The sequence below is a fragment of the Rossellomorea sp. QJM3NY_18 genome (genome assembly GCF_056173145.1).
The window spans coordinates 3,005,720-3,030,866 of sequence record NZ_CM149659.1; the positions used below are offsets into that span (position 1 = coordinate 3,005,720).

Sequence of the window (25,147 nt, forward strand, 5' to 3'; positions counted from 1 at the left end):
TCTATCATACATTGACTCTTCTTTTTGGTCCTCTGATGGGAGTGACCTTGCTATTTTCCTTTATCCCTTGAAAACGAACTCACTGTTCGGGATATAAAGAACCTGCCCCGCATAAACGTCCTGATTCGCTTCGAGTTGATTCACCCTTAATAGCTGTGGAATGGTCAAATCATATTTTTCAGCAATATAGTCCAGGTTTTCTCCCTCCTGGACGATGCATACCCGAAGAGTCGCTCCCCTTTCCTCTTCTTTCCGGGCAAAGAAATCCGTTAGTGAAATGGATTCATACTTCTTTTTGCCCTTCGTCTTTTTCTTTTCTTCCTGTTCTTCCTCTTCCATCTCCGCTTCTACGGCTGATGAGGAAGAAGACTCTTCTTCTTCCATCTCCTGCTCCTTGTACTTAGGTGCTGGAGGCGGCGTATATGCGGCCTTCGGTTCAGCATGTTGCTCCTCAGACGACTCACTCAGCTCATGCTGGGGAAGCTGGAATACATTTTCTTTCCGGTAGTCGACTTCCTCATAGGAAGGAGCCGGCTGTGTATCGTATTGGATCTGGACAGGAATTTCATCTTCCTGTTCTGCCGGTGGAGTCCTTCCTTCCAGATTAAACGGCTGATACTCGTCATCCGGGTCCTCATCTTCCTGTTCTTCTTCTACATAACCCGTGATTTCTTCCTCATCATAGTTTTCGTATTCGTACACTTCTTCTCTTTCTTCCTCTTCTTCTGTTTCCACATCTTCTGTTTCAGCTACGGCACTGGAACGATAAAGGGGCTCGAATTCTTCTTCTCTCTCATACTCCGCTTCAAGAGGGGTGTGAGCCTGCTGTTCACCGTAGATGCCGGTGATGGTCAGGTCTGCGTTCAGCTTTAAACAGGCATTTTCAGGTACGATGTAGTCAAAGGACTCAACGTACACATCAATATCGCCTAAATTCGCGATCCGGTTTTTAGGGATCGTGACATCCACCGGGAATCGGTGGACAAATTCATATTCACCCTTCTCTCTCTTTTCCACTGTCTGCACGAACTTCCCACTTGCTTCGAACTCATCGTCTTCCTCTTCTCTAAATGATGTCGGTAAATATTCTCCCGTCAAATCGAGGCTTCCCCTGATAAGTACGTACTGCTCTTGTTCTTGTATCGTTATATGAGGATCTAAGGAGATAGATAGCAATTCTTCAACTTCCTGTCCTTTTTTGAACCAAATTGATTCTTCCAAAGAAAATCGTAAACACGATTGTTGTTCTTGTGACAAAGAAAATTCCTCCTTTCAAGTTCCAAACAAAGAAATAGTAAACAATGCCATTATCACTTTATGAAACGGAAAGGAGGAATATGATAGGAAAACGAAAATCCATAAAAAAGAGCCGACCCCAAAAGGATCGGCTTCCCCATTACTTCTTACTGATTTTTTCAAACGCTCTTTCCGCTGCCTGCAGCGTCTTTTCGATATCGTCATCCGTGTGGGCTGTCGATAAGAAAAGTCCTTCAAACTGAGAAGGTGGCAGGAATACCCCTTCATGGGCCATTTCACGGTAGTAGTCGGCAAACATCTCAAGATCGGATGACTTGGCACCTTCGTAGTTCGATACTTCTTCATTTGTAAAGAAGATCCCGATCATGGAGCCTGCACGGTTGATTCTGTGAGGAATATTGTATTTTTCCGCGGCTTTCTTTAAGCCTTCCTCCAGTAAATCTGCTTTGCGTGCAAACTCGGTATACGTTTCTGGAGTGAGCTGGCTAAGCGTTTCGTATCCAGCCGTCATGGCTAACGGATTCCCTGAAAGGGTACCGGCTTGATAGATCGGTCCGCTTGGCGCGATCCTTTCCATGATTTCGGCTTTTCCGCCGTATGCCCCGACAGGAAGTCCCCCGCCGATGACTTTCCCTAAGCAGGTTAAGTCAGGAGTCACATTGTAGAAGCCTTGTGCACAGCCATAGCCGACACGGAAGCCTGTCATGACTTCATCGAAGATTAGAAGAGCGCCGTGGTTTTCTGTTACCTCACGCAGGCCTTCCAGGAAGCCGGGCTGTGGAGGCACAACCCCCATATTTCCGGCAACAGGCTCGACGATCACACCGGCAATGTCATCACCGTATTGTTCGAAGGCATAGCGGATGCTCTCCAGATCATTGTAAGGCACCGTGATCGTATTCTTTGCAACCCCTTCAGGAACACCGGGACTGTCCGGTAAACCGAGGGTCGCGACACCGGAGCCCGCTTTAATTAATAAAGAGTCTCCATGACCGTGGTAACAGCCTTCGAATTTGATGATCTTATTGCGGCCAGTGTATCCACGGGCCAACCGCAGGGCACTCATCGTCGCTTCCGTACCCGAAGACACCATACGGACGATCTCGATGCTTGGCACCCGGTCAATCACCAGTTGAGCCAATTTATTTTCAATTTCTGTGGGAGCACCGAAGCTCGTCCCGTTTTCGGCCACTTTTTTAATGGATTCCACGACCCGGTCATTGCTGTGACCGAGAATGAGCGGACCCCAGGAAAGGACATAGTCGATGTACTCATTCCCATCGATATCATATATTTTCGATCCTTTTCCCCTTTCCATGAAAATCGGATCCATTTTGACGGATTTGAATGCACGGACGGGACTGTTCACTCCGCCGGGCATCAGGTTTACTGCTTCCTTGAATGCTTGTTTCGATTTCTCATATGAACGCAATATCGGTTCCTCCTTTAGTGATCGTTCAGTCATCCTGACAGGAATTCTCCACCAATTAGGATAACCAGTTTGCTACGTCTTTTGCAAAATACGTAATGATAAGGTCTGCCCCGGCACGTTTCATGCTGGTCAGTTTCTCCATGACGATTTCCTGTTCGTTTACCCAGCCGTTTTGAGCCGCTGCTTTCACCATGCTGTATTCCCCACTTACGTTATAAGCCACAACCGGTGCATTGAAACGGTCTTTCACTTCACGCATGATATCCAGATACGAAAGGGCCGGTTTCACGATAAGGAAGTCGGCACCTTCTTCCATATCAGACTGCGCTTCTCTCAGGGCTTCCATGCGATTCGCCGGGTCCATTTGATACGTTCTGCGATCTCCGAATTGAGGTGTTGAGTGAGCCGCGTCACGGAAAGGACCATAGAAGCTTGATGAATATTTCACAGCGTATGACATGATCGGCACATCATGATAGCCTGCTTCGTCCAGGCCGTGACGGATTGCTGCTACGAATCCATCCATCATATTGGACGGAGCGATGATGTCTGCACCCGCTTCAGCCTGGCTGACCGCTGTTTTGGCCAACAGATCAAGGGTTTCATCATTCAGGACCTTCCCGTCTTTGACAATCCCACAGTGACCGTGACTGGTATATTGACAGAGGCACGTATCGGCTATGACAACAAGATCCGGGTAACGTTCCTTTACAAAACGTGTTGCCTCCTGGACGATTCCATGGTCATGATACGCCTGTTTACCCAACTCGTCTTTTTCAGCAGGAACACCGAAAAGAATGATGGACTTGATCCCGAGTGAAACCACTTCATCCATTTCAGCTTGTAAATTATCGAGTGAAATATGATAAACACCCGGCATGGATGGAACGACATTCTTAATGTTTTCCCCTTCCACGACAAATAACGGGTAAATTAAATCTTCTTTTCTCAGATGGGTTTCCCGCACGAGTGCACGCATCGTTTCCGATTGACGCAAGCGGCGGTGACGATTGAATTGCAGGTCTTTCATAGTAAAAGCCTCCTAATGTTTGATTGCTAACAGGCAGAGATAAACTCTTTCATCTCATTCACCATTTCATTTACAGTATAAACGCTTGGACAGATTTTTACATGCAATCCGTATTGTTCTGCGGTGTTTTTTGTGATCGGACCGATGCACGCAATGGGAATGTCCTTGATGTGATCATGCAGGGAGTAGTGACGGATGACCTTCATAAAGTGATGGACCGTCGATGAACTCGTGAATGTAATGATATCCACTTGTTCTTTTTCAATGATGGTTTTCAACTGCACGATGCTTTCCTCTGGAAGGACCGTTTCATAGACAATCCATTCCTGACAGGTGACTCCTGCTGAGGTTAATTCCGTTGCAATCACATTCCTTGCCAGGTTTCCTTTTGGAATCAGCACCTGACCGTCAGTCTTCACTTTAGAAATGAATTCCTCGGCGAAGTCATCTCCGGTGAAATTTTCCGGAACAAATGAAATCGGTATTCCGTATTTATAACAATACTGCTCTGTCTTGGTCCCGACGGCAGCGAATTTCCCCGTATAAGAGGGTAAAGGGATCCCCTGTCTTTTTATTGCTTCCAGGAAGAACTTCACCCCATTTTTACTGGTAAAAATGATCCATTCGTATGTATGTAGGGTAGTGTGAAGCGATGCTTCAAATGGATCTATATGTGGATGAAAATGAAGGAGCGGTACCAAGATGGGTACCCCTCCCTCGTTTTCAATGAGAGAACCGGTTTCACTGGATCCCTCATTGCCACGAGTAATCAAAACCTTTACTTGTTCTAAAGGCCTCTTACCCTTCATTATTGATCCAACTCCTCTTTCACCTGATCAATCAAGGCTTTTGCACCTTGATTTGTTAAACTTTCAGCCACTTTTTCTCCAACTTCTTTCGGATCCTGACCCGTCATGTATTCTTTGTAGATCGTATGTCCGTCAGGGGAAGCGACAAGTCCGGTCAATGCAATATCTCCATTGTCTTTCAACTCGGCAAATCCTGCAATCGGCACCTGACAGCCACCTTCCATTTTATGCAGGAAAGCCCGTTCAGCCGTCACGGTACTCGTCGTTTCCTCACACGCGAACTTCTCAAGCAATTCGAGGACTTCGTCGTCATCATTTCTGCACTCGATCGAAAGGGCCCCTTGACCGACTGCCGGCAAGCAAAGGTCCGGATCAAGGAATTCCGTTACGACATCCGACGTCCATCCCATGCGTGATAGTCCCGCCGCTGCCAGGATGATGGCATCGTAATCTTCATTTTGCAGTTTAGAAAGGCGTGTATCGATGTTGCCGCGGATCCATTTGATTTCAAGATCGGGTCTCACAGACAGGATCTGAGCCCCTCTCCTGAGACTGCTCGTTCCGACGATCGCTCCGCCAGGGAGATCTTTGAGGGCAACATGATTCTTACTGATAAATGCGTCACGGTGATCCTCACGAACCGGGATGCTTCCGATGGTCAGTCCTTCTGGCAAAACCGCCGGCATATCTTTCATACTGTGAACGGCCATGTCGATTTCTTTATCCAGCATCGCCTGCTCGATTTCTTTTACAAACAAGCCTTTACCGCCCACTTTGGATAAGGTGACATCCAGGATCTGATCCCCTTTCGTCACAATCTCCTTCACTTCGAAATCGTAAGAAGGGTCGAGGGCCTTCAACTGATCGATCACCCAATTGGTTTGGGTAAGGGCTAATTTACTTCGTCTTGAACCAACAATGATTTTTCTCATAATGACCTCCTGAAAACTTATGAATACCAGAAATGAAATGAAGACAACCGACTAGCTAAGAAAAAGTTGATTAATATAATCAAGAAGGCTGCCACATTAAGAAATGCTAATGATTTACCAAAGACATTCTTTTTAATGCGAAGGTATAAATAACTGCTATATAAAATTAATAGAATGAATGATCCTATTATCTTTGGATCATACCATAGAAACTCAGGAAGCTTGATATATGCCCACTGCAGCCCTAAAATCAGGCTCAACAGAAGCATCGCTACCCCGATGGAATTAGAGATATAGGATATCTTCTCAAGCTTGGACAAATCACTGATCCTCCATAACCTCTGCCCCCATTTTTTCTCCTTCAATAATTTAAACTGGAGAAGATAGAGAAGGGAAAACACAAAGGAAAGACTGAAGGCCCCGTATGATAGGATCGCCATCGTAATGTGAATCAGTAATAACTCCGATACCATCTGCTCTGCCATCGCCTGGGACTCCACCTGTACTGGTGCGAAAGTATGGATCGCCATGATGATGAATCCGAGAACATTTGTAAAAAAGACAGTGAAGTCCACCCTTAGCAATCGGTTGATGATAAGGGACAGGGTGATGAGTACCCAGGCATAAAAATAAAGTCCCTCAAAGATGGTGAGGACCGGAAACCTGCCTGTATTCATCATGTATAGAAATAAAAAGATTGTTTGAAGGACCCAAACAATCGCAAGTAACCAGAAGGCAAACAGATTCGCCTTCCGGTTTTTGTTTAAGAAATCTATAAAATAGAAGAGAATACTAATAGCATACAGAACAATCATAAGTTCGTGCAGCCTGGTCATCGTTTGTTCAAACATCGACATTAACCTCACTTACGCTTGAAAAGAGGGTTGTGGTGTAAAGCTATGATCGCTCTCAGTCTTTTCGTTGGCTGCTTTCACTTGTTTCTGCTCTAACACTTGTTGTTCAATGTTAAAAATATTGATGAATAGATTCAATTTATCTTCTGCATCCGGAAGACCGGCAAATTCCTTCGCCTGGAGGATCGGATCTTTTAATAGCTGATTAATGATACTCTTCGTGTGTTTATTCAATACTTTGCGTTCCCTGTCTGAGAGGTCAGGCATTTTCCGTTCGATACTTTCCATCGTATCTGCCTGTATGGCAAGTGCTTTCTGTCTGAGAGCGGAAATGACAGGTACCACACCGAGCATGCTCAACCATTCTTTAAACGCAATAATTTCTGCTTCAATCATGATTTCGATTTGTTCAGCCGCTTTTTTGCGTTCCGCCAGATTCGCCTGGACGATGCCTTCCAAATCATCGATATCATAAAGGAATACACTCTCGATCTGCCCGATTGCCGGATCTAAATCCCTCGGTACCGCAATGTCCACCATGAATAGGGGACGGCCCTTCCTCATGCTTTCCACATGGGACATCATTTCTTTCGTGATGACAAAATCCTTTGCTCCCGTAGAACTGATCATGATATCGGCTTCTACAAGGGCGCATTGAAGCTCCTGCATCGTTTTCGCATTCCCGCTGAAACGCTCTGCAAGGCTTTGGGCTTTCTCATATGTGCGGTTGATCACGGTCACCTTGGTGGCTCCGCTGCCATGGAGATTCTTGATGGCAAGTTCCCCCATTTTCCCGGCCCCAAGTATGAGGACATGCTTACCTTCCAGGCTGCCGAATACCTTTTTAGCTAATTCAACAGCCGCATAGCTGACTGATACCGCATTGGAACCAATCTCTGTTTCCGAGTGACCCTTCTTGGCAACAGTGACCGCCTGCTTGAACAGGTGATTAAATACGGTACCCGTCGCTCCCGATTCCTGTGCATTCAGGAAGCTTGAACGGATTTGACCAAGGATCTGGGTTTCCCCGAGTACCATAGAGTTCAATCCACAGGCAACCTTAAACAGGTGTTCGACCGCTCCTTCTTGTTCATAAATGAACAGATAAGGCGTGAACTCCTCTTTATCTATATCAAACCATTGAGATAAAAAATCTTTAATATAATAACGACCTGTATGAAGCTGATCCACTACCGCATAAACTTCCGTTCTATTACATGTAGAAACAATCACATTTTCAAGGATGCTTTTCTTTTCCTTTAATGCTTTCATTGCTGAAGGAAGATCAGTTTCGTTGAAAGATAAACGCTCACGAATCTCTACAGGGGCCGTTTTATAATTTAAACCAACGACTATTGTATACATGCTATGCACTACACCCCCAAGTAAAATCATTACTGTTATTATAACATGTCCAAATAAGTCCTCAGGCCCTGAAATGTGAACAGAAATTGAAACCTGTGCTACATTTAAGGGGTAGAACCTAATGCTTCTTCCGGGACTTGCTAAACATTCATTTCATCAGTACATTTATAAAGAAGAAAGAAATAAACATGAAAGCATTTTCAATTCTTCGTAAATCTTTTAAATTTCGACATTTCCCTACTCATGTAGAGTACCAAAACAAGCCTAAAGAATCAAGTAATGGAAAGGTTTCTCACTATTCAACGGGACATAGGGATTTATTTTTCATATTATGTGCCATTTTCCCTTAAATAATAGGAATTAAAACCGTCATTTTACTAATTTTCAGGAGGAAAAGTATGAAACAGCAGCGGATATTCCCCGGAATCATCTTAATTGGCTTTGGCGCTTACTTTTATTTACAGCAGGCAAACATTGTATTGTTTCAGGAATTTTTCACCTGGCCCACCTTGCTTATCATTGTCGGACTGGCTTTTCTCGGTCAGGGATATGGAGGAAGGGATTATGAAGCCATCCTCCCCGGTACAATCCTGGTTGGATTCGGCTTGCATTTCCATGTGGTCAATAAGCTTGACGTTTGGCCGGATCATATGGGAACTTTCATTCTCATCATTGCTCTCGGATTTCTTCTAAGATATCAGAAGACACGTGCAGGCTTATTTCAAGGAGTGCTCTTTTTGACACTCTCTATCATTCTTCTATTCTCTGATAAAGTGGTGCGATGGTTCGGTTTCATTGAAGGAAGCGTGGGAAGCGCCTGGGAATTCTGGCCCATCGTCATTATCGGGATCGGTGTCTATTTATTATTTTTAAGAAAAAAATAGCCAAGAAAAAGCCCGGAATGGCATCCGGGCTTTTTCACGTTTATTAGAGAACCGAGTCCAAGAATTCTTTCGTCCTCTGCTCTTTTGGAGAATGGAACAATTCCTGTGGAGGCCCCACTTCAACGATACGGCCATCATGCATATAGACGACCCAATCGGCCACTTCACGGGCAAATCCCATTTCATGGGTCACGACGACCATCGTCATTCCTTCTAAAGCAAGCTCCTTCATGGTAGCGAGTACCTCACCGACCAATTCCGGATCCAGTGCCGAAGTGGGCTCATCGAACAGCATGATATCCGGTTTCATAGCAAGGGCCCTCGCGATGGCAACACGCTGCTTCTGTCCTCCTGAAAGCTTGGACGGATAGACATCTTCTTTATCCCCCAGGCCGACTTTCTTTAACAGCGCTTTGGCATCCTTCCTTGCTTCCGCTTTAGAGACACCCTTTACATACACTGGTGCCTCCATTACATTTTCCAGTACGGTTTTGTGGGGGAAGAGATAGAAATGTTGGAAGACCATCCCTACCTTCTGACGGATTTTATTCAAATCATGGGTATCCTGGTTGACTTCATCCCCTTCGATAACAACCTTCCCGTTATCTTTCAGTTCGAGGAAGTTTAAGCAGCGAAGCAATGTACTCTTCCCTGATCCACTGGCTCCAATGAGGCAAACCACGTCACTTTCCCTTACGTTGATATCAATATCCTTCAATACATGCAAATCACCAAAGGATTTATTTAATTTTTCTACTTTAATCATTTCCTGACTCACACTCATCCCTCCCACTTCATTCTTAATCACTGATAGACATTCGTTTTTCAATTACATTGACGATCGTTGAGAATAGTAATACCAGAACGAGGTAATAGATCGCTACAACGAGCAGATACGTCATATAATCAAAGTTATTCGAACCGAGTGTCGTCGCCACGCTGAACAATTCAAACATCCCTATGAAGGAAGCAAGGGATGAATCCTTCAATGCAATGATGAATTGATTTCCAAGGGGCGGCAAGGCACGCCTGAATGCCTGAGGAAGGATGATCCTTCTCATGGACAGGCCAAGTGACATTCCAAGGGAACGTCCCGCTTCCATTTGCCCTTTGTCGATGGATTGAATGGCCCCCCGGAAGATTTCTGCGATATACGCTCCATTATGGAATGCAAGACCCATGACGACCGACCAGAAGCCTGAAATATTCAATGAAGTCAACCCGAAATAGAAAATGAAGATTTGAACGATTAATGGTGTACCCCTTACAACGAAAATGTATAAATCCGCAATGAGGGACAAAGGTTTGATCCCTGATATCTTAAGGAAAGCGAAAAACAAACCGATTACAATCGCAATCAGGACAGATACAAAGGTTAATTGGAATGTCAGCAACATCCCTTTAAGAAAAACATCATATGTACCGGCAAAGGTTTCTAAAAAGTGCATGGACTTCCCTCCGTTCTATTTATTTCCCATTAAGACAAAAAGCGAATGCGCATAGAAGCACATTCGCTCTGTGTCATGCTGCTCTTACTCTTTCTCAGGATCTGATGTAATGTCTGTTTTGAAATATTTTTCACTGATTTTCTTTAATGTACCGTCTTCTCTTAATGCTTCTAGAGCTTTATTGACTTCTTTCAATAGTTTTTCATTATCTTTACTGACGGCAATCGCCTGTTCACTGCGTCCGATCAGTTCACGCGCTTCGATGTCGAGGCCCGCAGCAATCGCTTCTTTACCTGTGATGAAGTCTGTAATGACGGCATCATGTTTTCCTTTGTTTAACGCTTCGAGTGCGACAACGTCACTATCATACGCCTGAATTTTATCGGTTACTTCTTTGGCAGTATCTGAATAAGTGGACCCTTTGGATACGGCAATTTCCTTGTCCTTCAAATCATCCAGGGTTTCAACATCGCTGTCTTTGCGGACGAAAATCTGGGGACCTGAATAATAATAAGGAGTTGAGAAGTCTACTTCTTTCAAACGGTCCTCCGTGATTGTATGACTGGCAACCGCCACGTCGAAACGTCCGGATTTAACCCCTTCTACAATCCCTGCAAATTTAAATTTCTTCTGCTCGGGTTCAAGACCCATTTCCTTTGCAACTGCTTCTGCCACATCAATATCGAAACCTGACATGGTTCCATCATTATTCGTCACACTGAATGGCTTGAATTCACCTGAAGCTGCATAAACCAATTTGCCTTTCTCCACTAACTTCGCACCACTCTTTGTTGTAGCTTTGTCTCCGCATGCGGATAGAAGAAGTGCAGCAAGTACTAACAAGATTAGGCTTTTCCAATTCTTCACTGTCTAGAGTCCCCCTTATGTAGCTTGTAATATTTTTAATCTTTCATAATTTTATCAACAAAAGAGAAAATTCTCAAAATTCAAATTTAGCTTCCACAGCTTATAATTATCCATTTTGGTGGATGAAGATGATTCAGCTTGATTACAGATACATATGCGTCCCTATCCTTTCATTTCCTTTCATATGCTTTGACCCTATAGGCCAAAAAACCTTATACGGACTTCGGTAGACCTTCTTTATTACTACTTTTCAGCTATAGCAAAAAAAGAACCGATCTCCACATATGGAAATCGGTTCTTTCTGAGATTATTTATAGTATGACTTGATGGCGTCCCAGGCTTTGTCTTTTCCAAGGCCTGTTTCGGAAGAGAACATGATAAGGTCGTCTTCACTGTCCATATTGAGGGTCTCTCTTGTGACTTTCAGGTGCTTCTGCCATTTGCCTTTCGGGATCTTGTCCGCTTTGGTGGCAATGACAATACAAGGGAGCCCGTGATGCTTGAGGAAATCATACATCATCACATCATCTTTAGTCGGGGCATGGCGCAGGTCCACGATCAGGATGACCGCCCTTAGCTGCTCACGGGAAGTGATATAGGTTTCAATCATCTTCCCCCATGCTTCCCGCTCTGTTTTGGATACTTTGGCAAAACCGTAACCGGGCACATCTACATAATAGAGGGTTTCTTCTATTTTATAAAAGTTCAGCGTCTGGGTTTTACCAGGCTTGGATGAAATCCTCGCCATGCTCTTCCTGCCGATCATTTTATTGATGAATGAGGATTTTCCTACGTTTGAGCGCCCCGCTAAGGCAAACTCAGGAAGGATATCGCCAGGATATTGTTCTAGCCTGACCGCACTGATGACTAACTCAACTTGATTTACTTTCACTACTTTTCACCTACTAATGCTTTCTCTAAGACTTCATCGATGTGGGATACAAGGATGAACGTTAATTCTCCCCTTACACTTTCAGGAATATCATCTATATCCTTTTCATTATCTTTCGGAAGGATAATCGTTTTAATCCCGGCACGATGTGCGCTTAATGTTTTTTCTTTCACTCCCCCGATCGGAAGGACTCTTCCTCTCAGGGTCATTTCACCTGTCATCCCGACTTCACGGTTCACGTATTTCCCTGTCAGGGCTGATACGAGTGCCGTCGTGATCGTAATCCCGGCTGAAGGCCCGTCTTTCGGGACTGCTCCTTCGGGAACGTGGATGTGTATATCATATTTCTCGTGGAAATTCTCATCAATCCCAAGCTCCCCTGCCTTCGAACGGACATAACTGAAGGCTGTCTGAGCAGACTCCTTCATGACATCTCCCAGTTTCCCAGTCAGGACAAGCTTCCCTTTACCCGGTGCAAGGGATACTTCAATTTGAAGGGTATCTCCGCCCACCGTCGTATAGGCAAGACCAGTTGATACACCGATCTGATTTTCAATTTCTGCCTGGCCGTAACGGAATTTTCTCTTCCCAAGGAACTCTTCTATATTGCTTGAAGTGATCACAACTCGCTTCTTATCCCCCGAAACGATGATCTTCGCCGTCTTTCTGCAGAGAGCGGCCAGCTGGCGCTCCAGGCTCCTTACACCGGCTTCCCTGGTATAATAGCGGACGATATCAACGATTGCTTCATCTCTCACTTGAAGCTTCGATTTGGATAAACCGTGATCTTTGATCTGCTTTTCCAGTAAATGATGCTTCGCGATGTTTAACTTTTCAAGTTCAGTGTAACCCGCTATCGTAATGATTTCCATCCTGTCCCGGAGTGGTCCCGGAATGGTTGAAAGGTCATTTGCCGTTGCGATGAACATGACTTTTGATAAGTCGTATGTCTCTTCAATATAGTGATCACTGAAGTTTGAATTTTGTTCAGGATCCAGTACCTCAAGCATCGCAGAAGAAGGATCCCCCCTGAAATCACTGGACATTTTATCGATTTCATCGAGAAGGAACACAGGGTTGATCGTACCTGCCTTTTTCATCCCGCGAATGATCCTTCCGGGCATGGCTCCTACATACGTACGTCTATGACCCCTGATTTCGGATTCATCACGAACGCCTCCAAGGGAAATGCGGACAAAATTCCGCCCCAGTGATTCAGCAACGGAACGGGCCAAGCTTGTTTTCCCGACTCCTGGAGGTCCTGCGAGACACAGGATCGGTCCTTTCAGAGATTGGGTCAATTGCTGAACGGCAAGATATTCGAGCACTCTTTCCTTAACTTTTTCCAGACCATAATGATCCCGGTTTAAAATCTGTTCAGAACGCTTGATGTCCAATTGATCTTCCGTTTCGGTGGACCATGGTAAAGAAACGAGCCACTCGATGTAATTTCGGATCACAGAGCTTTCAGCAGAGCTTGAAGGCACTTTCTCATAACGGGCGAGTTCCTTTAATGCCGTAAGTTCCACCTCTTCCGGCATATTGGCCTGTTCGATCTTTGCGGTTAAATCTTCAATTTCACCCGTTTTACCTTCTTTGTCACCCAACTCTTTTTGAATGGCTTTCATTTGCTCACGAAGATAATACTCTTTTTGGGTTCTTTCCATTGATCGTTTAACACGCTGCCCGATTTTTTTCTCTAAGCTCAGCACTTCTTTTTCATTGTTGATCGTTTCGATTACCATTTGAAGCCGCTTCTTAATATCGAGTGTTTCCAGGACATTTTGCTTTTCCTTCATTTTGAGGGGGAGATGGGATGCCACGATATCCGCGAGCCTTCCCGGTTCTTCAATATCCGAAACGGTTGAATACGTTTCGGCTGAAACTTTTTTTGATAGCTTTATGTATTGTTCGAAATAGTTCAATAACGTCCTCATCAAGGCGTCTGTTTCCGATTCCTTATCTGCAGAATCATGGAATTCCTTCACCGTTACTTCATAGAAATCCTTTTGCCCGGTGAATGAAGTAATCGACGCACGGTTCATTCCCTCGACCAGCACCCTGATGGTCCCGTTAGGCAGTTTGAGCATCTGCTTGACTTTCGTCAGGGTTCCCATCTCGTAGAAATCTTCCTGTGTTGGCTCATCTATATTCATATCTCTTTGAGTCGTTAAGAAAATTAAATGATCATCCATCATGGCTTTTTCTAAAGCCTGAACGGAGCGCTCACGTCCAACATCTAAATGCAAGACCATTGTTGGATACACAAGCAAGCCTCTCAATGGAAGGAGGGGAACCGTTAAATTATTTTGCTTTGCCACATATAACACCTCCGAATTTTGCTCATGAGTCTTTGTACAATTCTAACTTATTTACTAGGTAGTGTCTATCAAATAGGTATTTACAACTTTATTCGAAAGGGGTCTCGCTTATTCCCTTTCCCACCCTATTCAAAAACAAACCGATTCGGATAGACCCGAATCGGTCAATAGTCTATACACTTTTCTTATTTTGTTCAGGAACGCTCTGGGGAACTTGGTCCTTCATCAAGGCAAGGTCAAGCACTTCCTTAAGTTGTTTGACCGGAACCACTTCAATTCCCTCAATCTCTCTCAACATTGCCTGTTGGTTGTCGTAAGGAATGATGGCCATGGTCGCCCCGGCGAGTTTTGCACCCTTGACTTTAGGATACACGCCGCCGACAGGTTTTACGAATCCATGAATACTGATCTCCCCTGTAACAGCAATCGTATGCTTGATTGGTATCCGGTAAATGGCCGAGTAGATCCCAAGAGCCATGGCAATTCCCGCAGAAGGTCCGTCGACCGGCACTCCGCCCGGAAAGTTCACATGTATATCATACTGATCGGCAGGTACTCCCATGGAACGAAGGACGGTGATCACATTTTCGATCGAGCCTTTCGCCATACTTTTTCTTCTGATGGATTTACTCCGATCACCGATGCTTTCTTCTTCCACGATTCCCGTCACATTGATAGTACCCTTATCGGCAGCTGGAATCACGTTCACTTCAATTTCAAGGAGAGAGCCGGTATTGGGTCCTGTCACGGCTAACCCATTGACCAGACCAATCGCTGCTTCTTCATTGATTTTTTTCTGATAGCGCGGGGACAGCTGACTGGATTGAATGATCCACTCGAGTTCATGATCATAAATTTCTTTTCTATTTTCTGTGATGGCGACACCGGCAGCAATCTGAACCATATTGACTGCTTCACGTCCGTTACGTGCATAAGATGCAAGGGTTTCAAGCCCTTTGTCACTGAGCGTCATTTCTACTTTCTCAACAGCTCCTGCCGCTACTTTTTTCACTTCATCATGTTCAAGCTCCCTAAAAAAAACTTCCATGCACCTGGAGCGGATCGCCGGAGGAAGTTCATTCGGTGTACGGGTTGTGGCACCGATCAAGCGGAAATCTGCCGGTAGGCCATTTTTGAAAATATCATGGATATGGGTGGGAATTTGATGATTTTCTTCATTGTAGTACGCGCTTTCAAGGAACACTCTGCGATCTTCTAACACTTTTAATAGCTTATTCAATTGAATGGGGTGCAATTCCCCGATTTCATCAATGAACAATACCCCTCCATGGGCATTCGTCACAGCCCCTTGTTTTGGCTGTGGGATCCCGGCCTGTCCCATGGCTCCTGCCCCTTGATAAATGGGGTCATGAACGGAACCAATCAGAGGATCGGCAATTCCCCGTTCATCGAATCGTGCCGTTGTGGCATCCAGTTCAACAAAAACAGCAGAAGATCTAAATGGAGATATCATATTTTTCTTAGCTTCCTCGAGGACCAAACGGGCTGCTGCCGTTTTCCCGACACCGGGCGGTCCATAAATGATGACATGTTGGGGATTCGGACTGCATATCGCTGCTTTTAATGCTTTAATTCCATCTTCCTGGCCGACAATATCTTCAAAGCTTGAGGGTCTTACTTTTTCAGCAAGGGGCTCGGTTAATGAAATGGATCTCATCTTTCTGAGTTCTTCCATCTCTTTTTTTGATTCACGGTCAATGGAAACTTTTTGCGTTCGCTGATTTTTTAACAGGTTCCAGAAGTACAATCCAATGATGATTCCGAAGAATAATTGGATGAATAAAGCGATGCTCGTAAAGCTCATTCGTCTCCCTCCAAGTAGATACAAGTTGTTATCGGTTAGTATCTCCTTGACCTTATGGGAATAAACAAAAAATTTCGGTGAGTGGCTGGTTTAAAAAGGGATAAAAAAATGGATAGTCCTTTTAATCCGTTACCTAGCGTGTGCTGGTTGATTTCCGCTGCAGGTGCTCGCTTTCCCGGCTGCAAGTGGTGTCTGACTTTGTCCAGCTCCGGCGGCTAGCCCCTCGAGGTCATAAGCTAAATGGTCCAAGAAGGCAAAAAACGCCTTCCCGGCCCATTCATCTTATGCTTGTCGGGGCTGAGCAAGCCGCCTCCGCTTTTCGTTGTTTCCCGCAGGAGTCGAGCACCTTCCGCTACAATCAACACCCGGTCTTCAAATTAAGTGTATTTAAAATTTTTTCATTTTCCTATTTGTCCTTACACTTCTATGTAAATCTCAAGTATCCCTAGAGTCGATTAATAAGCTCAATTCCATCTTTCTTCTCTACTAATCGACAATCCTCTATATCCAAAGACCATAGTCCGGAGTTCAAGACGACTCCTGATTGCACTATATGTACTTTTTTAGAGAAGATGGGACCGTCCAGGACGAAGGTGTGGTATTCACCTGCTTCTCCCATGACGCAGCAGCTTTTCATATGGTGGATATCCTTATAAAATTCCTGATCGAGCATCCTCCCTGCCCATGAGTGGTCAAATATTTTGTCGGAAGCCCTGCATATGACTGCGGAGAATCCAAGGGTGATGAATTCTTTCAACAATTGACTACTTTCACCCTCCGATACCCATACGGGGAATGAGGGTTTCAACCCCGCTCTCAATGTCACTTCTTCATTCCATTTTCTGTCGTCTTCAGCATATAAGCTCCCGAAGACTATTTCTTCTACCCCTTTATCCTGCTTTAATTCCGTTAATGCCTGAATGAGGGCATGTTCATAATCATCACCCGAATTCACCAATACGAGAGGAATTCCCAATGCTTTTGCCTGCTGTTTCACGATTTCCAACCGCAGACCATGGGCATGATTCCGTTCATGTTTTTCAGAAACCATGGATACAAGGCACACTACTTCATGTTCATTTTTTAACGTACGATACAAAGCCAGACACCCGTCTTTCCCCCCACTCCAGCTAATGGCCACCTTGGTTTTCTTATTTTCCAATTGTCCCATCTCCTCTATATGTTCAGCCGTAAAAAAAGCCAAGAATGAATGATCATTCTTGGCTTTTTTTTGAGCTATTAAGCTGATGTCTTTTCTTCGTTTGGATCGATCATGGTGCCATCCTCAAGCATTAAATGAGGAGCCGCATCATCAAGGATCGTCTCTTTCGTAATGATACATTTCTTAATATCATCACGGGAAGGAAGATCGAACATCACATCGAGCATCATTGTTTCGATGATGGATCGCAGTCCACGTGCACCTGTTTTACGCTCAATCGCTTTTTTAGAGATTTCAAGCAGGGCATCTTCTGTGAACTCAAGCTCGACCTCATCCAATTCAAGCATTTTTTGGTATTGTTTTACCAATGCGTTTTTAGGTTTAGTCAGGATTTCAACCAGTGCTTCTTCATCAAGAGGCTCAAGGCTTGAAATGACCGGTAGACGACCGATGAACTCCGGAATTAATCCGAACTTCAATAAGTCTTCAGGAAGAACTTTAGAAAGTAGCGACTTATCTTCTTTCACTTCAGCGTTTTTAGGATCAGAACCGAATCCGATTATCTTTTGACCTAAACGGCGTTTGATGATTTGTTCAATACCGTCGAATGCTCCACCGCAAATGAATAGGACATTGGACGTATCGATCTGAATGAACTCCTGGTGAGGATGCTTGCGTCCGCCTTGTGGTGGAACACTTGCTACCGTACCTTCAAGAATTTTCAAGAGGGCTTGTTGAACCCCTTCACCTGAAACGTCTCTCGTGATGGATGGATTTTCGGATTTTCTTGCCACTTTATCGATTTCATCGATGTAGATGATTCCCTTTTCAGCTTTTTCTACATCGTAGTCAGCTGCCTGGATCAGTTTAAGTAAGATATTCTCTACATCTTCCCCAACGTAACCGGCTTCTGTTAAAGAAGTCGCGTCCGCGATGGCGAAAGGAACGTTAAGAATACGAGCCAGCGTTTGGGCAAGGAGGGTTTTCCCGCTACCAGTTGGTCCAATCATGGCAATATTACTCTTAGACAATTCAACGTCATCGACTTTACTGCTGGAGTTGATACGCTTGTAGTGATTGTAGACAGCTACTGCGAGTGATTTCTTCGCCTGGTCCTGTCCGATGACGTATTCGTCCAGGATTTCCCGGATTTCACGAGGTTTCGGTACGTCTTTAAATTCTACTTCTTCTTCTGTACCCAGCTCTTCTTCTACGATTTCTGTGCAAAGCTCGATGCACTCATCACAAATATACACACCTGGTCCAGCCACTAGTTTACGAACTTGATCTTGTGTTTTTCCGCAAAAAGAACATTTTAATTGCCCTTTTTCATCATTAAATTTAAACAATGATTTTCACCCCTTCGTTAAAACTTCATAAAATCGTGCTCTGTTTCATCAAACGAACGATTCCTTACATCCCTATTACCTAAAGTTATGTACTGCATTTTATCATATTATATGTTCGTAAAGAAATGGATACGATTCTTAAGAATCATCTTATTATGTATCGTGCATTTTAGCAAATCTTTTACATTGCTTAAGTTTATTTTGTCCAATTGAAGTCAGGTGATGTAAGGAATCTTATTATGTATGTTCATGCTGAAAAGTAACCCCGTTTCATAAGCTTTTTCCAAAAATAGTGGTTCTTATTCTTAATTGATGGAGAAAGTTTCTTAGTCAATAGAGTATAGTATTTTGGCTCATTTTGCCACCGAAACAAAAAACGCCTGGAGCAAACTCGTTTGCTCATTCGCTTTTTGTTTCGGTGACAACTTTTCAGCTCTGCTGAAAAGCGTGTGAAACGTTCGTTTCACACGGATGAGCCAAAATAAGGTGTAATAAAGACCGTTCATTGTACAAAACAAGGCACGAATGATTCGCGCCTTGTTTCTATTTTTATTATGCTACAGTTTTGCTGTTTTCAACAAGGAATTCTACTGCTTTACGAACTTTAAGGTCAGCTTTAAGTGTGTCAAGGCCGCCTAGTGCTTGTTTGATGTTGTCAGCAGTCATATTGTATTGTTCAGCCATCTTGTTTACTTCTTCTTCTGCTTCTTCGTCGGTTACTTCAAGATTTTCCGCTGCCGCGATTGCTTCAAGTGTCAGGTTTGTGCGAACGCGTTTGCCAGCGTCTTCTGTCATTTGACCGCGAAGATCTTCTTCTGTTTGACCAGAGAATTGGAAGTAAAGATCAAGGTTCATACCTTGCATTTGCAGACGTTGTTCGAATTCCTGCATCATACGGTCTACTTCAGCTTTCACCATTACGTCTGGAATTTCAACTTCAGCATTATCAGAAGCTTTATTTACAAGAGTTTCACGAACCGCTGTTTCAGCTTCGTTCTTTTTAGACTCTTGAAGGCGTTTTTCGATTTTTTCTTTTAGTTCAGCAAGCGTTTCAACTTCTTCGTCAGCGTCTTTTGCGAACTCATCATCAAGTGCCGGAAGTTCTTTCGCTTTGATTTCGTGTACTTTCACTTTGAATGTAGCAGGCTTGCCAGCAAGTTCAGCTGCGTGGTATTCCTCAGGGAAGTTTACTTCAACTTCTTTCTCTTCTCCTGATGCAACCCCAACTAATTGCTCTTCGAAGCCTGGGATGAATTGACCAGAACCTAATTCAAGTGAGTAGTTCTCAGCCTGACCGCCTTCGAATGCTTCACCGTCAACGAATCCTTCGAAATCCATTGTCACTGTGTCGCCTTCTTCAGCTTTTCCATCTTCTTTAACAGCAAGCTCAGCTTGTTTCTCTTGAAGTGAAGTAAGTTCTGTTTCAACGTCTTCAGCTGTTACTTCTGTTTCCATTTTTTCTACTTCAAGACCTTTGTAGTCGCCAAGTTTCACTTCTGGTTTCACTTGTACTTTAGCAGTGAAGATCAGGTCTTTTCCTTTTTCCATTTGCTCGACATCGATTTCAGGACGGTCGATCGGATCGATTCCTGTTTCTTCGATTGCTTTCGCATATGCTTCAGGTAAGATGAAATCCAATGCATCTTGGTAAAGTGATTCTACACCAAAACGTTTTTCGAACATTCCGCGAGGCATTTTCCCTTTACGGAATCCTGGTACGTTCACTTGTTTCACAACTTTTTTGAATGCTGCGTCCAAACCTTCGTTTACTTTTGCAGCTTCTACTTCAATTGTAAGTACTCCTTGATTTCCTTCTTGCTTTTCCCATTTTGCAGACATACTGTTCCCTCCAACAAATCTATAGTTGATCTTATTTTTTTACGCATAGTAGTAGATAGTCCCGTGTGAATCTAGCACTATCATCGTAAATATATGAAAAACTTTTACATTACAACCATTACATTATAACATACAGCCACTGTCTTTCAACAGAGGGGGTTTAAATATTCGGAGAGGAAATTTCCTCTAGTTCCGCAAGTCTTGATAGAATCCCTCTGGCTTGAATCGTTTCAACCCGTTCTTTTAACTCTTCTTCAAGGATCGCATCGGCAAACATCCCTGCGGTGTAGTAGGCATATACTGCAGCGATTTCTTCCGGTTCTTCCTTAAGTGTAAAAGGATAGAGAAGAAAGGCATGACGTTTCAGTAATTCCTGTGCATGCTGAAATAGAGTAGGATTCGTTTGTGCCAGAAGATCATCCAGGGCATGTGTTGCCCCGATGAAGAAATCCGACTCGAAAACGTCTTCCAACGCTGCAGGAGAAACCTGCTCTTCCATTCCTAACTTCACCACAACTACTTCTTTATCCATTCCATGCTCTTTTAAAACATTTAAAATCATCGTTTGTAAAAATGGATGGGCATCGGGATCCTGTAAAACCCCTTGCAGTTCATCGATAAACGGGTGAATATTACGATGAACGAGCTCTGCCACGATAAGCGTCTGTTCCTCGAGGCTTTTTCCTGACAAGATGGACGGTTGTTCTTCCGTCTGCTCTTCATTATGAGGAACAGCCGCTTTCCCATTCACTACCTTTTCACTGAAATGGAGAAGCTTCCTGAAGTGCTCTTCCTTTTCAAAGGGTACTTCCCTTTCATCAAAAAGGGCATTGATTGTATCGATTACTTCACTGTGCTTGTGAAGCTGTATAAGAATCATTAAGTACATATCAACGACCTCGAAATAGTCACCGATTCCTTCGAGGAGCATCTCTTTACATATGGATCCGGCCTGATCGTATTGTTTGCTTTCATAGAGCGATAATACGAGTGCCGTATTGATATCCGGATTATCCGGTTCGAGTTCATAGGCTTGTGCGAGGAGTTGGGAAGATTCGTGGACTTCCCCTTTTTCCAAAGCCTGCACCCCTTTTTCCAGCAGCCGGTCCTTCAATCCTGGAAACTGTACGATCTTTCCTTTTCCTTCTTGGTTTCCCTTATTCATAAAACGTACCCGCCTATACTGTTTAGTTTGTATTAGTTTAGCACGATATCATTTGGATAACAAAAAAAGCCTACCTCATTGGGGTAAGCTTAGCGTATGTAGAGTTTATGGCGTCCCAGAAGAGATTCGAACTCCCGACCTACAGTTTAGGAAACTGTTGCTCTATCCTGCTGAGCTACTGGGACACATTAAAAATAGCAATTTGACTCAAAAAGCATTGCACCATGTATCGGATAAAAAAAGAGATACCTCACAGTTTACTGTGTCAGTACCCCTTGTTAGTCAAAACCCCGGTATCAAGGTTCGTATGTAATGATTATGGCGTCCCAGGAGAGATTCGAACTCCCGACCGACGCCTTAGAAGGGCGTTGCTCTATCCAGCTGAGCTACTGGGACGTGTTTTTTTCGTTATTTGTTTTTCAAGGACAATATTTATTATATTCACATAGCATAAATAAGTCAACAGGTTTTCAAAAAAAGTTTCATTTTATTTTTCACCTTTGTTTTTACTACCTAAAATCAATATGGGAACCCGTACTACATGGGTTCCCACACTGTATTTTACAAGTTAAATGTTTGCGTCAATTCATCCATCACTACATGATCGTGGGTCAGGAATGTGACGTTTATTTCTTGATCTTTAGTATCTACCAATGCGTAAGTACGTTCACTTCTCCCCCGTGGCAGCAGGATGCTTCCAGGGTTCAGGAATAATGTGCCGTTAATCAATTCTGCCGCCAGGGTGTGTGAATGACCAAAGAACACAAACTGCGCCCCGATCTCTTCCGCTCTGTAGCGGAGTTTCATCAATGACATCTTGATTCCATAGTGATGCCCATGAGTCACCATGATGGTTTGCCCGTCTACCTTCTCTACCAAGTCGTCAGGCAATCGTGCATCCTTGTCACAGTTCCCCCGGACAATCAGATAAGATGACAATGCAGGATCATCTGCACTCAACTCCGAGTCACCACAGTGGATCATAGCGTCGACACTGGACTTGTACTTCTCTGATAGATTCAACAATTCATCTTTGGATCCATGACTGTCACTTACAACTAATAATTTCATTCAGATTCACCCTTTAAACTAAGTCTGAAATCATATTTCCGAGCTTTTTTAGTGCATGGCCGCGATGACTGATCTGACTCTTTTCATCTTGTGTCAATTCGGCCATGGTCTTTCCAAGGGAAGGCACGAAGAAGATCGGATCGTAGCCAAACCCGTTCGTCCCCCTCTTATCACGCAGGATCATCCCTTCACAACTTCCTGTCACCGTTTTCGTTTCTATGTCAGGGCCGGCAATGGCAAGCACACAGTAAAAACGGGCCGTTCGGTCGGATTCTTCCACTGACTCAAGCTCCTCTAATACTTTCGCCATATTCGCTTCGTCGCTTTTCTCTTCCCCGGCATAGCGCGCGGAATACACGCCTGGACGACCTTCAAGGGCATCGATGGAGAGTCCGGAATCATCGGCAATCACAAGTTCCCCTAATTCCCTGGCTACGGTTTCCGCTTTTAGAATCGCATTCTCTTCAAAGGTTACGCCTGTTTCTTCCACATCCTCAATATGAGGAAGGTCTAGTAATGTTTGTACCTCATACCCGTAAGGTGCAAACATATGTTGGAATTCTTTTGCTTTTCCCCTGTTCTTTGTGGCTATGATCACTCGTTTTGTCATCGGTTCTCTCATCCCTTTATTGAAATCTCTTTACGATATCGCCTAATGATTGCTGCTGGATTTGGAATAATTCGTGAATCCCACCTTGTCCAAGCTTCAATAATTGATGTAATTGATCCATTGTAAATGTAGCTTCTTCACCAGTTCCCTGAAGCTCCACAAATTCACCCTCACCCGTCATGATGATGTTCATATCCACCAATGCGCTGCTGTCTTCAATATAGTTCAAATCAAGGACCGCTCCGTGTTCTTCTACAATCCCGACACTTGTCGCTGCAAGAAAGCTCTTGAGTGGGAATGAAGAAATCTTTTTACTATCCTGAAGCTTTGCAAGGGCGATGGCCATGGCAACGAATGCCCCTGTGATGGAAGCCGTTCTTGTCCCGCCATCAGCTTGAATGACATCACAATCGATCCAGATCGTGCGCTCTCCCAAAGCATCCAAGTCAACGACCGCTCTCAGGGCACGTCCAATCAAACGTTGAATTTCCATCGTTCTGCCGGAAATTTTCCCTTTGGACGATTCACGGATATTTCTCGTTTCCGTCGCTCTTGGCAGCATGGAATATTCGGCTGTGATCCACCCTTTTCCACTGTTTCTCATAAATGGCGGCACCCGCTCTTCGATACTCGCATTGCAAATGACCTTCGTTTCACCAACCGTTATCAATACTGAACCTTCCGGATGTTTGACGTAACCTGTCTCGATTTCAATATGACGCAATTGATCCTTTTCTCTGCCGTCTGTTCTCATATAATTCCCTCCTGTTTATTCGTGTCTTATGTAAAAAATGGCCTGTTCAAAAATAGAAGAGGTGGCAATCTGCCAACCTCTTTTCAGGTGATTCTATTCATAGTATATCAAAAAATCGTGATTTAAAAACTAATTGCATTCACATTTTCTGGTCTTGTCACCGGTTCAGTCACCGTTTCCCCGTCTTTAGATACGGTGGTCGCTTCACCATTTACGAGTACTGAGACCCCTTTGATGCCCTTTTGCTCTGTTAAGGAAAGGACGAGGGAATTCAGCATATGCTCAGAAACCATTTTTTCTTCAAGGCTTCCATACACCGCTTCATTGAAGTTCAGTGTCACGGTTCCATCCTCTAGCTTCGGATCATCCAACAGCTTCGCCCCCGTAAAGTCACTTGCCAGGGAAGAAGAATAACCCGGTCCTTCGATCAGCTCATTCACCACTGCCTTGACTTCATCCACTGATTTGGTACTGACGCGTTTCGTCACAGGAACATAATAGGTTTTATCATCGGATTGCGACACATAATACACCGTAAGCGGTTTCGTGCTGGTCGGATCTACAACACCTGAAGTATCCACATTGATTCCGACTTTTCTCGTTAGTCCATTTTCGTCGATCGGCGTACCATTCACCGGCATCTCCGTCAGAGGATACCCGTTCACTCGAAGCTCGACTTTTTCAACCGAATCAAACTGGGTCAATGTCCAAGTAACGGACTGCAGGATTTTCTGTTCATCTTCAGGCTGATAATTATTGAATTCCGGAGAAAAATCCGCTATCGCCTTTCCGTCTTTAATATCGACCGTCACTTGTGTATCTGCCGGCAATACAGCCCTGAATCCGTTAGGCAGGATGTTTTCTACCGGACCATTCTTCACAAGGTATTCCACGGCCTGTTTGGCCACGCTTTCCTGATTGGGTAGGGGGATGGACTGGGAAACGACATAGCCGTTTTTATCGATTAAATACAATTCCGTCATGACGGTTTCTGCACCCGCTTTTTCTTTGCTCACCTTTTTCTCTGAATCCTCATTCTTAGCAGTATCGACTTTCTCCCCTTCTTTTAAGTAGGATAAGTCTTGAGGAGGATCGATCTTCTCCTTGTCATCACCGAAACTGAGTAATCCACAACCGGAAAGATATACAGAAGAAGCTAAAACCGTTACAGCAATTGACACCTTCGCTTTTTTTGCCATTGGGAAACCTCCTAAAAGACAGTTTGTACTAACATATATACGAGCCCCGCCCAAAAAATAGACCGAAACTTTTCATAATAAG

22 protein-coding genes and 2 tRNA genes are annotated in these 25,147 nt (G+C 44.1%); 1 reads left to right on the forward strand and 23 read right to left on the reverse strand.

Annotation, left to right across the window (positions count from 1 at the left end):
* Window positions 1-60 precede the first annotated feature (60 nt).
* The 7 genes from spoVID to hemA form a co-directional block, all read right to left on the reverse strand.
* On the reverse strand, window positions 61-1,257 hold the full coding sequence (spoVID, locus tag AC0VXY_RS15545) for a stage VI sporulation protein D (protein WP_475525774.1): 1,197 nt from the start codon (window positions 1,255-1,257) through the stop codon (window positions 61-63).
* A gap of 139 nt (window positions 1,258-1,396) precedes the next feature.
* Window positions 1,397-2,689, reverse strand: coding sequence for a glutamate-1-semialdehyde 2,1-aminomutase (hemL, locus tag AC0VXY_RS15550; protein WP_406686681.1), 1,293 nt, complete (start codon window positions 2,687-2,689; stop codon window positions 1,397-1,399).
* Between the two features lie 55 nt (window positions 2,690-2,744).
* Window positions 2,745-3,719 carry a porphobilinogen synthase gene (gene hemB / locus AC0VXY_RS15555; RefSeq protein ID WP_034757163.1) on the reverse strand — a complete coding sequence of 325 codons (975 nt, stop codon included), beginning with the start codon at window positions 3,717-3,719 and terminating at the stop codon, window positions 2,745-2,747.
* 26 nt (window positions 3,720-3,745) lie between these two features.
* The gene (locus tag AC0VXY_RS15560; protein WP_475525775.1) at window positions 3,746-4,528 is read right to left on the reverse strand and encodes a uroporphyrinogen-III synthase; all 783 of its coding nucleotides are present in this window, start codon (window positions 4,526-4,528) and stop codon (window positions 3,746-3,748) included.
* Window positions 4,528-5,460, reverse strand: a complete 933-nt coding sequence (gene hemC, locus AC0VXY_RS15565; protein ID WP_475525776.1) for a hydroxymethylbilane synthase — start codon at window positions 5,458-5,460, stop codon at window positions 4,528-4,530. The genes AC0VXY_RS15560 and hemC overlap by 1 nt, the downstream gene beginning before the upstream one ends.
* 17 nt (window positions 5,461-5,477) lie before the next feature.
* A complete protein-coding gene (gene ccsA / locus AC0VXY_RS15570) occupies window positions 5,478-6,311 on the reverse strand; it encodes a cytochrome c biogenesis protein (protein WP_060670925.1) in 834 nt (277 codons plus the stop codon).
* 15 nt (window positions 6,312-6,326) lie between these two features.
* Entirely contained in the window at window positions 6,327-7,679 is a 1,353-nt protein-coding gene (gene hemA, locus AC0VXY_RS15575; protein ID WP_435989971.1) for a glutamyl-tRNA reductase, read from the reverse strand.
* Between the two features lie 398 nt (window positions 7,680-8,077).
* Here hemA and AC0VXY_RS15580 point away from each other — a divergent pair, with 398 nt between their 5' ends.
* Entirely contained in the window at window positions 8,078-8,563 is a 486-nt protein-coding gene (locus tag AC0VXY_RS15580) for a LiaI-LiaF-like domain-containing protein (RefSeq protein WP_475525777.1), read from the forward strand.
* 43 nt (window positions 8,564-8,606) lie between these two features.
* On the opposite strand, the gene AC0VXY_RS15585 is transcribed toward AC0VXY_RS15580, so the two are convergent.
* The 16 genes from AC0VXY_RS15585 to AC0VXY_RS15660 form a co-directional block, all read right to left on the reverse strand.
* On the reverse strand, window positions 8,607-9,329 hold the full coding sequence (locus AC0VXY_RS15585) for an amino acid ABC transporter ATP-binding protein (protein ID WP_475527876.1): 723 nt from the start codon (window positions 9,327-9,329) through the stop codon (window positions 8,607-8,609).
* A gap of 34 nt (window positions 9,330-9,363) precedes the next feature.
* Entirely contained in the window at window positions 9,364-10,011 is a 648-nt protein-coding gene (locus AC0VXY_RS15590) for an amino acid ABC transporter permease (protein WP_034757145.1), read from the reverse strand.
* A gap of 84 nt (window positions 10,012-10,095) precedes the next feature.
* On the reverse strand, window positions 10,096-10,878 hold the full coding sequence (locus AC0VXY_RS15595) for a transporter substrate-binding domain-containing protein (protein WP_475525778.1): 783 nt from the start codon (window positions 10,876-10,878) through the stop codon (window positions 10,096-10,098).
* A gap of 307 nt (window positions 10,879-11,185) precedes the next feature.
* Complete coding sequence (yihA, locus tag AC0VXY_RS15600) at window positions 11,186-11,770, reverse strand: ribosome biogenesis GTP-binding protein YihA/YsxC (protein ID WP_475525779.1); 585 nt, start codon at window positions 11,768-11,770, stop codon at window positions 11,186-11,188.
* Window positions 11,770-14,091, reverse strand: coding sequence for an endopeptidase La (gene lon / locus AC0VXY_RS15605; protein ID WP_475525780.1), 2,322 nt, complete (start codon window positions 14,089-14,091; stop codon window positions 11,770-11,772). Before lon ends, yihA begins: the two co-directional genes overlap by 1 nt.
* A gap of 172 nt (window positions 14,092-14,263) precedes the next feature.
* Complete coding sequence (gene lonB, locus AC0VXY_RS15610) at window positions 14,264-15,916, reverse strand: ATP-dependent protease LonB (RefSeq protein WP_475525781.1); 1,653 nt, start codon at window positions 15,914-15,916, stop codon at window positions 14,264-14,266.
* A gap of 445 nt (window positions 15,917-16,361) precedes the next feature.
* Window positions 16,362-17,078 (reverse strand): Dph6-related ATP pyrophosphatase, encoded by a 717-nt coding sequence (locus tag AC0VXY_RS15615; RefSeq protein WP_475525782.1) that lies wholly within the window; start codon window positions 17,076-17,078, stop codon window positions 16,362-16,364.
* A gap of 77 nt (window positions 17,079-17,155) precedes the next feature.
* Window positions 17,156-18,427: an ATP-dependent protease ATP-binding subunit ClpX gene (clpX, locus tag AC0VXY_RS15620; protein ID WP_435989964.1), complete on the reverse strand. Its 1,272-nt coding sequence runs from the start codon at window positions 18,425-18,427 to the stop codon at window positions 17,156-17,158.
* A gap of 552 nt (window positions 18,428-18,979) precedes the next feature.
* Complete coding sequence (gene tig, locus AC0VXY_RS15625) at window positions 18,980-20,266, reverse strand: trigger factor (protein ID WP_475525783.1); 1,287 nt, start codon at window positions 20,264-20,266, stop codon at window positions 18,980-18,982.
* A gap of 160 nt (window positions 20,267-20,426) precedes the next feature.
* Entirely contained in the window at window positions 20,427-21,431 is a 1,005-nt protein-coding gene (locus tag AC0VXY_RS15630; protein WP_475525784.1) for a tetratricopeptide repeat protein, read from the reverse strand.
* A 108-nt stretch (window positions 21,432-21,539) separates the two neighbouring features.
* Window positions 21,540-21,616: transfer RNA gene (locus tag AC0VXY_RS15635), tRNA-Arg, on the reverse strand.
* Between the two features lie 134 nt (window positions 21,617-21,750).
* Window positions 21,751-21,827 (reverse strand) — tRNA-Arg (locus tag AC0VXY_RS15640).
* Between the two features lie 165 nt (window positions 21,828-21,992).
* Window positions 21,993-22,502, reverse strand: coding sequence for a metallophosphoesterase (locus AC0VXY_RS15645; RefSeq protein WP_475525785.1), 510 nt, complete (start codon window positions 22,500-22,502; stop codon window positions 21,993-21,995).
* Between the two features lie 13 nt (window positions 22,503-22,515).
* Window positions 22,516-23,112, reverse strand: coding sequence for an XTP/dITP diphosphatase (locus AC0VXY_RS15650; RefSeq protein WP_475525786.1), 597 nt, complete (start codon window positions 23,110-23,112; stop codon window positions 22,516-22,518).
* Window positions 23,113-23,128: 16 nt separating this feature from the next.
* Window positions 23,129-23,866 (reverse strand): ribonuclease PH, encoded by a 738-nt coding sequence (rph, locus tag AC0VXY_RS15655; protein WP_435989959.1) that lies wholly within the window; start codon window positions 23,864-23,866, stop codon window positions 23,129-23,131.
* Window positions 23,867-23,988: 122 nt separating this feature from the next.
* The gene (locus AC0VXY_RS15660) at window positions 23,989-25,065 is read right to left on the reverse strand and encodes a GerMN domain-containing protein (RefSeq protein ID WP_435989958.1); all 1,077 of its coding nucleotides are present in this window, start codon (window positions 25,063-25,065) and stop codon (window positions 23,989-23,991) included.
* Between the last annotated feature and the right edge of the window lie 82 nt (window positions 25,066-25,147).

Bases quoted from the DNA above. Each gene is read 5' to 3' on its own strand.
- AC0VXY_RS15590 (WP_034757145.1), bottom strand. From the start codon at position 10,011: ATGCACTTTTTAGAAACCTTTGCCGGTACATATGATGTTTTTCTTAAA.
- AC0VXY_RS15580 (WP_475525777.1), top strand. From the start codon at position 8,078: ATGAAACAGCAGCGGATATTCCCCGGAATCATCTTAATTGGCTTTGGC.
- AC0VXY_RS15560 (WP_475525775.1), bottom strand. From the start codon at position 4,528: ATGAAGGGTAAGAGGCCTTTAGAACAAGTAAAGGTTTTGATTACTCGT.
- hemA (WP_435989971.1), bottom strand. From the start codon at position 7,679: ATGTATACAATAGTCGTTGGTTTAAATTATAAAACGGCCCCTGTAGAG.
- AC0VXY_RS15630 (WP_475525784.1), bottom strand. From the start codon at position 21,431: ATGAATAAGGGAAACCAAGAAGGAAAAGGAAAGATCGTACAGTTTCCA.
- hemB (WP_034757163.1), bottom strand. From the start codon at position 3,719: ATGAAAGACCTGCAATTCAATCGTCACCGCCGCTTGCGTCAATCGGAA.
- AC0VXY_RS15660 (WP_435989958.1), bottom strand. From the start codon at position 25,065: ATGGCAAAAAAAGCGAAGGTGTCAATTGCTGTAACGGTTTTAGCTTCT.
- AC0VXY_RS15645 (WP_475525785.1), bottom strand. From the start codon at position 22,502: ATGAAATTATTAGTTGTAAGTGACAGTCATGGATCCAAAGATGAATTG.
- hemC (WP_475525776.1), bottom strand. From the start codon at position 5,460: ATGAGAAAAATCATTGTTGGTTCAAGACGAAGTAAATTAGCCCTTACC.
- AC0VXY_RS15585 (WP_475527876.1), bottom strand. From the start codon at position 9,329: ATGATTAAAGTAGAAAAATTAAATAAATCCTTTGGTGATTTGCATGTA.
- ccsA (WP_060670925.1), bottom strand. From the start codon at position 6,311: ATGTTTGAACAAACGATGACCAGGCTGCACGAACTTATGATTGTTCTG.
- AC0VXY_RS15650 (WP_475525786.1), bottom strand. From the start codon at position 23,112: ATGACAAAACGAGTGATCATAGCCACAAAGAACAGGGGAAAAGCAAAA.
- lonB (WP_475525781.1), bottom strand. From the start codon at position 15,916: ATGAGCTTTACGAGCATCGCTTTATTCATCCAATTATTCTTCGGAATC.
- tig (WP_475525783.1), bottom strand. From the start codon at position 20,266: ATGTCTGCAAAATGGGAAAAGCAAGAAGGAAATCAAGGAGTACTTACA.
- rph (WP_435989959.1), bottom strand. From the start codon at position 23,866: ATGAGAACAGACGGCAGAGAAAAGGATCAATTGCGTCATATTGAAATC.